This is a genomic window from Variovorax sp. 54, from assembly GCF_002754375.1.
Lineage (GTDB): Bacteria > Pseudomonadota > Gammaproteobacteria > Burkholderiales > Burkholderiaceae_C > Variovorax.
Window position 1 is genome coordinate 1,297,494 of sequence record NZ_PEFF01000001.1, and the last position, 12,210, is coordinate 1,309,703.

Below are 12,210 nucleotides of genomic sequence, written 5' to 3' on the forward strand. Positions count from 1 at the left end.
GAACGGCGGTTGAAGAAAAAGGGGGCGGTGGCTCAGCGCGTCGCGCCGCGCGTGACCGCATCGACCGAGGCCGTGAGCCGCGCGACGATCTCCTGCAGGTGGTCGCGCGTCGCGATATACGGCGGTGCCAGCAGCACGTGGTCGCCCTGGCGCCCGTCCACCGTGCCGCCGAAGGGGTAGCACAGCAGGCCGCGCGCCATCGCGTCTTGCTTGAGGCGCGCGTTGACGGCCAGGGACGGATCGAAGGGCCGCTTGCTCGCGCGGTCGGCCACCAGCTCGACGCCCCAGAAGAAGCCGCGCCCGCGGATGTCGCCCACGTGCGGGTGGTCGCCCAGCGCCGCGGCCAGCATCGCGCCGAAGGCGACGCCGTCGTCGCGCACCTTGGCGACCAGGCCGTCGCGGCGGATCACCTGCTGCACCGCGAGCGCCGCCGCGCAGGCCATCGGATGGCCCAGGTAGGTGTGACCGTGCTGGAAGAAGCCGCTGCCCTTGGACATGGCCTCGACGATGCGGCGCTGCGCCAGCACCGCGCCGATCGGCTGGTAGCCGCCGCCCAGGCCCTTGGCGATGGTCATCAGGTCGGGCGCCACGCCCTCCTGCTCGCAGGCATGCAGCGAGCCGGTGCGGCCCATGCCGCACATCACCTCGTCGAGGATCAGCAGCACGCCGTACGTGTCGCACACGGCGCGCACCGCCTTGAAGTAACCCGGCACGGGCGTGAGCACGCCGGCGGTGGCGCCGCCCACGGTCTCGGCCACGAAGGCGATCACGCGGTCGGCGCCCTGCGCGACGATAGCCGCCTCCAGCTCGGCCGCCAGGCGAAGGCCGTACTGCTCGGCGCTTTCGTCGGCGCGCTGCTCGCGGTACGGATAGCACGGCGACACATGCGTGGCCGGCACGAGGATGGGCGCGAAGGGCTCGCGCCGCCAGGCGTTGCCGCCCACCGCGAGCGCGCCCAGCGTGTTGCCGTGGTAGCTCTGGCGGCGCGCGATGAAGTGGGTGCGCTGCGGCTGGCCGATTTCCACGAAGTACTGGCGCGCCATCTTCAGCGCCGACTCCACGGCCTCCGAGCCGCCGCTCACCAGGTACACGTGGCTCATGCCGCCGGGGGCGGAACCGATGAGCTCGTCGGCCAACTGCTCGGCCACCTCGCTCGTGAAGAAGCTGGTGTGGGCGTAGGCCAGCCGGTCGATCTGCGCGTGCATGGCGGCCATCACCTCGGGGTGGCCATGGCCGAGCGAGGACACGGCCGCGCCGCCCGAAGCGTCGAGGTACTCGCGCCCGTCGGCGTCGCGGATGAACATGCCCTGCGCGCTGGTGGCAACGGGCGGGGTCTGGCGAAGGTGGCGGTGGAAGACGTGCGTCATGTCGGCTGGCAACTGGATTCGGTTTTGGAACTAACGTTTCGGCCGAATTATTGTTTGGAACATTTGTTCCGTCAACTCCCGGGGTTTCCCTGCTCCGGTACATTCGTTCCAGACACCGCACGAAAAGAGACACCGCCATGAGCGCCGCGCCGGGCCGCCCCAAGCAAGCTCGCACCGCAGTGCGAAGCACGAAGGTATTTGGATGAACACCCGAGAACTGATCCGCCAACGCTTCAACGACCTGAGCCCTGCCCTGCAGCAGGTCGCGCGCTACGTGCTCGACCACCCCAACGAAGTGGTCACGGGCTCGATGCGCAACGTCGGCACGCGCGCGCAGAGCACGCCGGCCACGCTGGTGCGCTTCGCCCAGCACCTGGGCTTCGACGGCTGGCCGCAGCTCAAGGAGGCCTTCGCCGCCGACATGGGCCTGGGCACCGAAACGTATGGCGTGCGCGCCAAGCAGCTGGTGGGCCGCGCCGCCGACCAGGGCCTGACGGGCGAGATGTTCGAGGTGCAGCGGCGCAACCTGGAACTCACGCACCAGCAGAGCGGGCCGGCGCTGCTCAAGGCCTGCGTGCTGCTCGAGAAAGCGCCGACCGTGCATGCGGCGGGCTTTCGCGCGTGCTTTCCGATCGCGTTCTCGTTCGTGTATGTGTACCGGCTCTTTCGCACCAGCGTGCACCTGGTCGACGGCCAGGGCGGTTCGCTCGAGATGCAGCAGCGCGCTTTCGCCAAGGGCGACGCACTGGTGGTGGCGAGCTTTGCGCCCTACTCGCGCGAGGCGCTGCAGGTGGCCGAAGCCGCGAAGGCGGCCGGCTGCCGCATCGTGGCGATCACCGACAGCGTGACCTCGCCGCTGTCGCTGCTGGCGGACGAGACGCTGCTCTTCACCATCCACAGCCCGTCGTTCTTCCCATCGGTGGCGGCCGGCGTGGCCGTGACGGAAGCGCTGGTCGAACTGCTCGCAAGCCGCGCGGGCAAGCCGGTGATCCGGCGCATCGACCAGGCCGAGGCGCAGCTGTTCGAGTCGGGGGCGTACCTCATGGCGCCGGTGGCGCGCGGCGGCTAAGGGGCTGGATCAGGCCAGCGCGCGGGTGCGACCGGCGCTCTGGCGCAGGTAGAGCACCAAGAGGTCGCGGTTGGCGTTGATGTGCTCGCGCATGGCCGCTTCGGCGCTGGCGGCTTCCTGCCGGCCCAGCGCCTCGACGATGCAGCGGTGCTCTTCCAGCGCCTGCAGGGCCTGGCCGTGCCGGTACATCAGCATGGCGGCGTCGCGCTTATGCGGACGCGCGCGGCTGTCGAAGATCACGGGCAGCTGGCAGGCGCGCTCCACGGCCTCGCTGAGCCAGCGGTTGTCGGCCAGCGACAGCAGCTTGCGGTGGAAAGCCTGGTTCAGGTCCTGCCACTGGTCGGCCCGCTCGTCGGTCCAGTCGCCGTCGGCGTGCAGCAGCGCGTGCTGCTCGTCGACCATGTCCGTCAGGTCGGCCAGCGCCTCGCCGCCCAGACCGCGCTCGCTGAGCAGGCGGCAGCCCATGCCTTCAAGCGTGGCGCGCACGCTGAAGGCGTCGAACACGTCCTTGGCGTCGAAACGGCGCACCTGGAAACCCCGCTGCGGGTGGTAGACCAGCAGCCCCTCGTCGGCCAGCCGCGCCATCGCGCCGCGCACAGGGGTGCGCGACACGCCAAGCTCGTTGGCGAGCGAAATCTCCATCAGGTGGGCGCCGGGGGCAATCGCACCATCGAAGATGCGGGTGCGCAGCGTGTCGGCCACGGACAGCACGCGCGTCCGCGAGGGATCTGGGGGGGTCATCGAACGTCGGAAACAGGGGACGGCCCGAAGCGGGCCGCGCGCATGGTACGGCGGCGTATCGAAGCTTCATATCCCCGATTTCCGTAAAAATACCGTTCTGGCGACTTTTTCGAGAATTACGGCAAAATTATTAACTTCTGTAAACAAACACCCCGGTTTCCGCGTTACCGCCCCGCCGTTTCGGCCGCCAAGTGGATCGCGGCGCGAATCCGGGGGTAGGTGCCGCAGCGACAAATGTTGCCGCGCATGGCGTCCGAGACCTGGTCGTCGCTGGGTTGGGGCGTGGCCTTGAGCAGTGCGCAGGCCGACATGAGCTGGCCGCTCTGGCAGTAGCCGCACTGCACCACGTCGACCTCGGTCCAGGCCTGGCGCAGGGCGTCGGCCTCCCGGCCCTTCAGGCCCTCGATGGTGGTGACCTCACGCGTGCCCACGGCTTCGAGCGGGGTGACGCAGGAGCGCACGGCCTGGCCGTCCAGGTGCACGGTGCAGGCGCCGCACAGCGCCTTGCCGCAGCCGAACTTGGTGCCGACGAGCTTCATTTCGCCGCGCAGCACCCACAGCAGCGGGGTGTCGGGCTCGGCGCTCACGGTGGCGGTCTGGCCGTTGATCTTCAGCGTGGTGGTCGTGGTCATGGGGATGTCCTTCTAGTTCTCGAGGGGTCAGGCCAGCCGCAAAGGCAGGCTGCGCAGGCGCTGGCCGGTCAGCGCGAACACGGCGTTGGCCACGGCGGGCGCGATGGGCGGCGTGCCCGGCTCGCCGACGCCGCCGGGCGGCACCTCGACGCCGGTGCCGGCGAGGATGTCGACCTCGATGACCGGGCACTCGTCGATGCGCAGCGGCGTGTAGTCGTGGAAGTTGCTCTGCTGCACCTGGCCGCGCACCACGGTGATCTCACCGCGCAGCGCCGCCGACAGGCCGAACACGATGCCGCCTTCCATCTGCTGGCGGATCAGGTTGGGGTTCACCGGCAGGCCGCAGTCGATCACGCACACCACGCGGTGCACGCGGATCTGCCGCTCGGGCGTCACCGACACCTCGGCCACCTGCGCCACGATGCTGCCGAAGGCGCGATGAATGGCCACGCCGCGCGCGCGCTTCGTGCCGTCGGGCCCGTCGGCCAACGGCTCGCCCCACTTCGAGAGCTCGGCCACGCGCTTGAGCACCGCCAGGTGGCGCGCGTCCTTGGCGAGCAGGCCGGCGCGGAAGGCGACCGGGTCCTTGCCGGCGGCCACGGCGCATTCGTCGATGAAGCTCTCGACGAAGAAGCCGTTCTGCGAATGCGCCACCGAGCGCCAGATGCCGGTGGTGACCGCCGATTCGACGGGCACGTGCGCCACGCGGGCCTGCGGGAAGTCGTAGGCGGTGTTCCAGGCGCCGTCGGTCGAGTTGTCCATGAACGACGGCGCGCCCAGGCTGGAGCCGGCGCTGGTGGTCTGCCACGCGACCAGCGCGCCCGCCGCGTCGAAGCCGGCCTTGCACAGCGCCACGTAGGCCGGGCGGTAGAAGTCGTGCGTCATGTCTTCCTCGCGCGACCAGATCAGCTGCACCGGTGCGCCGCCGGCCTCGCGCGCGAGCTGCGCGGCCTGCACCAAGAAGTCGATGAAGTAGCGCCGCCCGAAACCGCCGCCCAGGTAAGTCACGTGCAGCGTGACCTTCTCTGCGTCGATGCCCAGCGTCTTGGCGACCGCGGCGCGCGCGAAGCCCGGCGCCTGCGTCGGCGCCCAGACGGTGGCGGCGCCGTCCTTGAACTGCACGGTGCAGTTCATCGGCTCCATGGTGGCGTGCGCCAGGAAGGGCACGCGGTACTCGACCTCGATCGTGTGCGCGGCGGACTTCAGCGCCGCCGCCACGCCGCCGGTATCGAGGCGGGCGTTGCCCGCGTCGGCGTCGAGCGTGCGCGCGAGGCGGTCGATCATCTCGGCGCTCGACAGGCTCGCGGCCGGGCCGTGGTCCCAGGTGATGTCGACCTTCTTCAGCGCGCGCATCGCGTGGTACGGCGTGTCGGCGATCACGGCCACGCCGCCCGCCGTGCTGCCGGTGCCGACGAGGCTCGCGGCCACGGGCTCCAGCGCCATCACCTTGCGCACGCCGGGCAGCGCCTCGGCGGCTTTGCCATCGAAGTTCGCGACGCGGCCGGCCAGCGTCGGGCACATGGCGATGCTGGCGTACAGCAGGCCCGGCGGCAGCACGTCGATGCCGTAGGTGGCGGTGCCGTTGAGCTTGCCGGCGTTGTCGATGCGCCGCTGCGGCTGGCCGATGACGCGGAAGTCGGCTGGCGCCTTGAGCTTCACCGCCGTGGGCAGCGGCTGCTGCGCGGCCTGCGCCGCGAGTTCGCCGAAGCGCGCGCTGCGGTTCGAAGCCGGGTGCAGCACGCGGCCGGCCTCGGTGCGGCATTCGCCCGCGGGCACCTGCCACTGCGCCGCCGCCGCGCCCACCAGCATGAGGCGCGCCGAGGCCCCGGCCTCGCGCACCGGGCCCCACTGGTCGGTGACGCTCGACGAGCCGCCCGTGCCCGAGAGCCCCGGGATCGTGCGCAGCAGCTTGCCCACCACCTGGTGCGCCGCGCGCTTGCCGAAGCCCTCGTCGCCGGGCTTGAAGGGCAGCGCGTCGAGGATCACGGCCTGGTTGTTGTAGATGGCATCGAAGCCGGCCTGCTCGAGCCGCACCTGCGACATCGAGGCGTCCATCTCTTCGGCCAGCAGCATCGCCAGGCCGGTGTGGGTGCCCTGCCCCATTTCCGATTGCGTCATGACCAGCGTGACCGTGTCGTCGCTGCCCACCTTGACCCAGCCGTTGAGCGCGACCTGCCCGTTGCCCGCCGGCAGCGGCGCACCGGGCACGAGGCGCGACGCGGCCGGTGTGGCAGCCCAGCCGACGACCAGGGCGCCGGCGGCCCCGAGGGTGCCGAGCACGAAGTGGCGGCGTTTGAGTTGAGGCATGGTGGTCTTTCTTCGGTGGGGTCTTGCTTGTCGTTCGCGCGGAAAAAGTCGTCGCCGTCGTCAGGGCGGCACGGCGATGCCTCGCCAGAAAATCTCGAAGCCGGCTTCGGCGTAGTCGAAGGCCTCTGGGTCGTCACCGGCCTGCGCGATGTAGCCGACGGTGGTCTCGGCCATGGCGGTCAACATCGCGCCCAGGAACTCCATCGGACGCTCGACGACTTCGCCGCGCCGCATGCACTCGTGCGCTGCCGCCTCCAGCCGCGCGAACGGCGCCATGCCGGCGACGCGGCTCTCGTTGCTCAGTTCGTCGGACACCTTGAGTTGCGCGAGCACGCGCAGCTTGCCGGGGTGCGCCACGCCCCAGCGCACGTAGCGGTCCCAGATGTGGTGGAACTGGGCGCGCGGGTCGGCCGCTTCGGGCCAGTCGGCCAGCATCACGCCGGCCAGCTCGGTCTTCAGCACGCGGTACAGCGCGTCGGTCAGCAGCGCCTTGCTCGCGAAGTAGGTGAACAGCGTGCCCTCGGCCACGCCCGCGGTGCGCGAGATCGCCGAGGTCGGCGTGGCCCACACGCCGCGCCGGCCGAACTCGACCAGCGCCGCCTCGAGGATCGCGTTGTGCTTGTCTGCGCTGCGGGGTCGGGCCATGCGTCGATGGTCTCCATCGTTCGTTTAAATGAGTGCGCACTCAAGTATAGGAACGCAGCGCCGATCCGCAAGCCCCGTGGAACCACGGTGTAACGCGGTAGTCCAACCAGCGTCGTGGCGTCGTGCTGCGACAGGAGGTAACGACCATGAAGCATGTGAAGCATTGGCAGGACCCCGTCAACGCCGTCGCCGGTGTGTGGCTGATCGTCTCGCCATGGGTACTGGGCTTTCAGGGCAATTCGCTCGCCATGTGGACCATGGTGGCGACCGGCATCCTGCTGGGCGCCGTGGCCTTGGGCGCGACCTTCGTGCCGCACCAGTGGGAAGAGTGGACCGAAGTGGCGCTGGCAGCCTGGCTGGCGGTGTCGCCCTGGTTGCTCAACTTCCGCATGGTCGAGCCGGCGCTGGTCAACGCGGTGCTTGTCGCCGCGCTGATCATGGTGCTCGCCCTCTGGGTCCTGGTGACCGACAAGGACTACCTGGGCGGTGCCATCGACCGTCCGGCGCACTGATCACTGATGGGGAGAGAGCGATAGTGTGAGCCGAGCGGCGACCACCGCCGCGAAGCGACGACGCCCGGTCCGGTGTTCGCGCCGGACCGGGCCGACGGGCCAGGCAGGTTCCCATGCCCGCCCGCGACGCCCGCCCCTTACGGTGTGCGGGAAGCGGCGTTGTTGTTTGAAGTGCTGTTGCCGGCCGGGCGGGCATCGCCCATCCAGTCGGCCTGCCAGCCGCCGCCCATGGCCTGGATCAGCGCGATTGCCGCGGCCTGGCGATTGACCTGAAGCTGCACGAGCGCGCGCCGCGCGCTCAGTGCAGCGGCCTGCGCCTGCACCACATCGGTGTAGCTCACCTGCCCCGCACGATACCGGTTGAGCAACTGCTGCTCGGTCTTGTCGGCCGCTGCCGTGGCCTCGCGGCGCAGGCCTTCCTGCTGCGCCAGCGTGGCGCCGGTCGTCAGCTGGTCTTCGACGGTCTGGAACGCGGCCAGTACGGTCTGCCGGTAGCGCGCCACGCTGGCCTCGTGGCCGGCCTTGGCGGCATCGACGCTGGCGCTGATCGCCCCCGCATCGAACACCACCTGCGCCACCGACAGGCCCAGCCCCCACAGCGTGTTGGCCGAACCGAAGAGGTCTTTCACGCGGCTCGCGTTGCTGCCGACCGAGGCCGTGAGCGAGATGTTCGGGTAGTAGGCCGAACGCGCCACGCCGATCTGCGCATTGGCCGCGGCCACCGCGCGCTCCGCCGCCGCGATGTCGGGCCGGCGCTGCAGCAGCGTCGAAGGCACGCCGGTCGGCACGCCGGGCACCGTGGGCGTCCAGCGCGCGGGCGGCAGGCTGAAGTCGGCCGGCGCCACGCCCACCAGCATCGCAATCGCGTGCTCCAGCGTGGCGCGCGTGCGCTGCAGGCCCACGCGGTCGGCCTTGGCGTTCACCAGCTGCGTCTGCGCCTGCAGCACGTCGGTCTGCGCGGCGATGCCGGCGGCGTAGCGGTTGCTCGTGATCTCGAAGGCGCGCTGGTAGCCGAGGATGGTTTCGTCGAGCAGCACGATCTCGGCGTCGGCCTCGCGCAGAGAAAAGTAGTGGGTGGCGAGGTCGCCGACGGCCGACAGCCGCGCCGAGGCCAGGTCGGCCTCGCTGGCCTGTGCATTGGCCTGCGCGCTGTTCACGGTTTCGCGCAGGCGGCCCCACACATCGGGCGTCCAGCTCGCGCCCAGTGTGGCGCCGAAGGCATTCGACGGGCTGGCCGAGGCGTTGCCGCCCAGCGTGCCCGAGCGCTTGCCGCTGCCGTCGAACGACACCGACGGGAACAGCCCCGCGCGCTGCTCGCGCACCAGTGCCTGGGCCTGCGTGTAGTTGGCGACGGCGGCGGCGATGTTCTGGTTCGACACTTGCACGCGCCCCGCGAGCTCGTCGAGCGTGGCGTCGCCGAAGAGCTTCCACCACTCGCCGCGGTCGAGCGCGTCGGCCGGCGCGGCGGGCAGCCAGCCGTCGGCGGCGGGCTGTTCCTTCCAGCCGGCGGGCGCAGCGGAGGCGGGCAACTGGTAGGTCGGGCCGACGGCGCAGCCGGCGAGCACGGCGGCCAGCGCGAGCGTGCTCAGCGCGAAGAAGCGCCGTGAACTGTCAAAGGGAAAAGCAGAGGCATTCATGGTCATGGGTCTCAGACGGCCGGAGCGCGGCTCAGCGCGTGTTCGTTCTTGCCGCGGCGGCGCAGCTTGTCGAGCAGCAGATACACCACCGGCGTGGTGAGCAGCGTCAGCAGCTGGCTCGCGATGAGCCCGCCGATGATCGCCACGCCCAGCGGCCGGCGCAGCTCCGCGCCCTCGCCGAAGCCGATGGCCAGCGGCAGCGCGCCGAGCGCGGCGGCCAGCGTGGTCATCAGGATCGGACGGAAGCGCAACAGGCAGGCCTCGCGCACCGCCTCGAGCGGGCTGAGGCCGCGCGAGCGTTCGGCCTCCAGCGCGAAGTCGATGATCAAGATGGCGTTCTTCTTCACGATGCCGATCAGCAGGAACACGCCGATCAGCGCGATGATGGAAAACTCCATGCGGAACATCAAGAGCGCCAGCACCGCGCCCACGCCGGCCGAGGGCAGCGTCGACAGCACCGTCACCGGATGCACCAGGCTCTCGTACAGGATGCCCAGCACGATGTAGATCACCACCAGCGCCGCCACGATCAGCATCGCCTGCTGGCCCTGCGACTGCTGCGCGCTCAGCGCGGTGCCAGCAAAGGCGCCGCGCACATTCGTCGGCATCGCGATGTTGGCCTCGGCCTTGGCGATGGCCTCGCGCGCGTCGCCCAGGTTGGCGCCTTCGGCCAGGTTGAACGAGATGGTGGTGGCCAGCTCGCCGTCTTCATGGCTCACCGAGGTCGCGACCGATTGCTCCTCGAATTTCGCCACCGCCGACAGCGGCACCAGCGTGGTCGCCGTGTTGCTCAGCACATTGCCCGTCGAGGCGTTGCGCAGGCCGGCGTTGGCCGACACCGGCACCGTCGCGGCGGCGCTGGTGGAGGCCGCCTTGCTGCCCGTGGATGTCGTGGTCGTTGCCGCCACCTGCGTGGTCACGGCCTGCCCCCCGATCACCGAGGTCTTGGTGGCGGGCACGTACACGTCGCGCAGCGCGTTCGGGCTGCTCGTGTAGGCCGGCGCCCACTCCATCACCACGTGGTATTGGTTGAGCTCGGTGTAGATCGTGGCCACCTGCCGTTGGCCGAAGGCGTTGTACAGCGCGTTGTCGATGGCGGTGGACGTCAGCCCCAGGCGCCGCGCGCTGTCGGGGTCGACCTTGGCCACTGTCTCCACGCCGTTCTGGTCCTGGTCGGTGTCGATGTCGGTCAGCGTGGGCTGCTGCTTCATCTCGTCGGCCAGCTTCACGGCCCAGGTGCGCAGGTCGGACAGGCTGTCGCTCTTGAGCGTGTACTGGTAGGTGGAGTTGCTGGAGCGCCCGCCCGAGCGCACGTCCTGCACCGGGCCGAGGAACACGCGCAGCCCCGTCACCTGCGCCAGCTGCGGGCGCAGCCGCGCGATCACCGCCAGGCCGCTGTCCTTGCGCTGGCTGGCCGGCTTCAGGTTGACGAACATGAAGCCGCCCCCCGCACGCCCGCCGCCGGTGAAGCCCACCACGGTGTCGACCGCCTCGTCCTTGCGGATGATGTCGACCACCTCGCGCAGCTTGGCGCCCATGGCCTGCGACGAAATGCTCTGGTCGGCGCGCAGGCCGCCGTTTAGCTGGCCGCTGTCCTGCTGCGGGAAGAAGCCTTTCGGCGCCGCGCTGAACAGGTAGACATTGAGCCCCACCACCGCCAGCAGCACGAACATGACGATCGCCTTGCTGTCGAGTGCCCAATCGAGCGCGCTTTCGTAGCGCTTGAGCATCCAGTCGTAGCTGCGCGCCGCCGCGCGGCCGAGGCGACCTTGCGGCTTGTTCTTGTCGTGCTCGCCGCCCGGCTTGAGCATCCACGCGCACATCATCGGCGTGGTCGTGAGCGAGATGACCAGCGAGATCAGCACCGCCGCCGACAGCGTCACCGCGAACTCGCGGAACAGCCGCCCCACCTGCCCGCCCATGAACAGCAACGGAATGAACACCGCCACCAGCGACACGCTGATCGACAGCACCGTGAAACCGACCTCTTGCGCGCCGAGCAGCGCCGCCTTCATGCGCGACATGCCCGCCTCGATGTGGCGGCTGGTGTTCTCGAGCACCACGATGGCGTCGTCCACCACGAAGCCCGTGGCCACCGTGAGCGCCATCAGGCTCAGGTTGTTGAGGCTGAAGCCCAGCAGGTGCATCACCCCGAACGTACCCAAGAGCGCCACCACCGTCGCCACCGCCGGCACCACGGTCGCGCGCACGCTGCGCAGGAACAGGCTGACCACCAGCACCACCAGCAGCACCGCAATGACCAGCGTCATCTCCACCTCGCGCAGCGAGCTGCGGATCGAGTTGGTGCTGTCCGACGCGACCTGCAGCGTCACGTCCGGCGGCAGTTGCGCCTGCAGCTCGGGCAGCAGCGCGCGCACGTTGTCGACCGTCTCGATGATGTTGGCCGAAGGCTGCCGCGTGATCAGCACGATGATCGCCGGCTCGCCGTTGAACAGGCCCAGCGTGCGCGTGTCTTCCACGCCATCGATCACGTCGGCCACCTCGCGCAGCCGCACCGCCGCGCCGTTGCGCCAGGCCACGACCATCGAGGCGTAGTCGCTTGCGCGCAGCGCCGGGGTCTGGGTGTAGATCTGCAGCTTGCGGCCATCGCCTTGCACCATGCCTTTGGGGCGGTTGGCGTTGGACGCTTGAATTGCGGCGCGCACGTCGTCGGTGCTGATGCCGTAGCGGTTGAGTGCGAAGGGGAGCAACTCGATGCGCACGGCGGGGAGCGAGCCGCCGCCGATTTCCACGTCGCCTACGCCGTCGACTTGGGACAGGCGCTGGCTGACGATGTTGGAGACGGCGTCGTAGATCTGGCCCGGGGTCTTTGTCTTTGACGTGAGGGCCAGGATGATGACGGGGGAGGCTGCGGGGTTGGCTTTGCGGTAGGTTGGGTTGCTTCTTAAGGTGGCAGGCAGGTCTACGCGGCTGGCGTTGATGGCGGCCTGGACTTCTCTGGCGGCGCCGTCGATGTTGCGGCTTAGGTCGAATTGCAGCGTGACGCGGGATGAACCCACGGAGCTGGTGGACGTCATTTCGTTGACGCCGGCGATTGTTCCCAGGTGTCGTTCCAGCGGGGTTGCGACGCTGGTTGCCATCGTCTCGGGGCTTGCGCCTGGGATCGAGGCTCTTACTGAGATGACTGGGTAGTCGACTTGGGGGAGCGGGGAGACTGGGAGGACGAAGAACGCGGCTATGCCTGCCAGGGCGATGCCTATGGTCAGGAGGACTGTGCCTATGGGGCGCCGGACGAAGGGGCGCGACAGGTTCATCGCAGTGCCTCTTTTTGCTTCCCGA

At 69.8% G+C, this 12,210-nt stretch carries 9 protein-coding genes; 2 read left to right on the plus strand and 7 right to left on the minus strand.

Features of this window, described 5'->3' with window-relative positions:
• Positions 1 to 32: 32 nt before the first annotated feature.
• Complete coding sequence (locus CLU95_RS05705; protein WP_099791234.1) at positions 33 to 1,367, minus strand: aspartate aminotransferase family protein; 1,335 nt, start codon at positions 1,365 to 1,367, stop codon at positions 33 to 35.
• A 202-nt stretch (positions 1,368 to 1,569) separates the two neighbouring features.
• On the opposite strand from CLU95_RS05705, the gene CLU95_RS05710 reads away from it, so the two are divergent.
• Positions 1,570 to 2,436: a MurR/RpiR family transcriptional regulator gene (locus CLU95_RS05710; RefSeq protein ID WP_099791236.1), complete on the plus strand. Its 867-nt coding sequence runs from the start codon at positions 1,570 to 1,572 to the stop codon at positions 2,434 to 2,436.
• Between the two features lie 9 nt (positions 2,437 to 2,445).
• Here CLU95_RS05710 and CLU95_RS05715 read toward each other — a convergent pair whose 3' ends face one another.
• The 4 genes from CLU95_RS05715 to CLU95_RS05730 form a co-directional block, all read right to left on the minus strand.
• Positions 2,446 to 3,177 (minus strand): GntR family transcriptional regulator, encoded by a 732-nt coding sequence (locus CLU95_RS05715; protein ID WP_099791238.1) that lies wholly within the window; start codon positions 3,175 to 3,177, stop codon positions 2,446 to 2,448.
• Between the two features lie 164 nt (positions 3,178 to 3,341).
• Complete coding sequence (locus CLU95_RS05720; protein ID WP_099791240.1) at positions 3,342 to 3,809, minus strand: (2Fe-2S)-binding protein; 468 nt, start codon at positions 3,807 to 3,809, stop codon at positions 3,342 to 3,344.
• Between the two features lie 27 nt (positions 3,810 to 3,836).
• Entirely contained in the window at positions 3,837 to 6,116 is a 2,280-nt protein-coding gene (locus CLU95_RS05725) for a xanthine dehydrogenase family protein molybdopterin-binding subunit (RefSeq protein WP_099791242.1), read from the minus strand.
• A gap of 60 nt (positions 6,117 to 6,176) precedes the next feature.
• Entirely contained in the window at positions 6,177 to 6,761 is a 585-nt protein-coding gene (locus tag CLU95_RS05730; protein ID WP_099791244.1) for a TetR/AcrR family transcriptional regulator, read from the minus strand.
• Between the two features lie 146 nt (positions 6,762 to 6,907).
• Between CLU95_RS05730 and CLU95_RS05735 the strand changes: the two genes are divergently transcribed.
• A complete protein-coding gene (locus CLU95_RS05735; protein ID WP_099791246.1) occupies positions 6,908 to 7,273 on the plus strand; it encodes an SPW repeat protein in 366 nt (121 codons plus the stop codon).
• Positions 7,274 to 7,410: 137 nt separating this feature from the next.
• On the opposite strand, the gene CLU95_RS05740 is transcribed toward CLU95_RS05735, so the two are convergent.
• Positions 7,411 to 8,910, minus strand: a complete 1,500-nt coding sequence (locus tag CLU95_RS05740; RefSeq protein ID WP_099797133.1) for an efflux transporter outer membrane subunit — start codon at positions 8,908 to 8,910, stop codon at positions 7,411 to 7,413.
• Positions 8,911 to 8,921: 11 nt separating this feature from the next.
• On the minus strand, positions 8,922 to 12,185 hold the full coding sequence (locus CLU95_RS05745; protein ID WP_099791248.1) for an efflux RND transporter permease subunit: 3,264 nt from the start codon (positions 12,183 to 12,185) through the stop codon (positions 8,922 to 8,924).
• Between the last annotated feature and the right edge of the window lie 25 nt (positions 12,186 to 12,210).

Bases quoted from the DNA above. Each gene is read 5' to 3' on its own strand.
- CLU95_RS05705 (WP_099791234.1), bottom strand. From the start codon at position 1,367: ATGACGCACGTCTTCCACCGCCACCTTCGCCAGACCCCGCCCGTTGCC.
- CLU95_RS05710 (WP_099791236.1), top strand. From the start codon at position 1,570: ATGAACACCCGAGAACTGATCCGCCAACGCTTCAACGACCTGAGCCCT.
- CLU95_RS05715 (WP_099791238.1), bottom strand. From the start codon at position 3,177: ATGACCCCCCCAGATCCCTCGCGGACGCGCGTGCTGTCCGTGGCCGAC.
- CLU95_RS05720 (WP_099791240.1), bottom strand. From the start codon at position 3,809: ATGACCACGACCACCACGCTGAAGATCAACGGCCAGACCGCCACCGTG.
- CLU95_RS05725 (WP_099791242.1), bottom strand. From the start codon at position 6,116: ATGCCTCAACTCAAACGCCGCCACTTCGTGCTCGGCACCCTCGGGGCC.
- CLU95_RS05730 (WP_099791244.1), bottom strand. From the start codon at position 6,761: ATGGCCCGACCCCGCAGCGCAGACAAGCACAACGCGATCCTCGAGGCG.
- CLU95_RS05735 (WP_099791246.1), top strand. From the start codon at position 6,908: ATGAAGCATGTGAAGCATTGGCAGGACCCCGTCAACGCCGTCGCCGGT.
- CLU95_RS05740 (WP_099797133.1), bottom strand. From the start codon at position 8,910: ATGAATGCCTCTGCTTTTCCCTTTGACAGTTCACGGCGCTTCTTCGCG.
- CLU95_RS05745 (WP_099791248.1), bottom strand. From the start codon at position 12,185: ATGAACCTGTCGCGCCCCTTCGTCCGGCGCCCCATAGGCACAGTCCTC.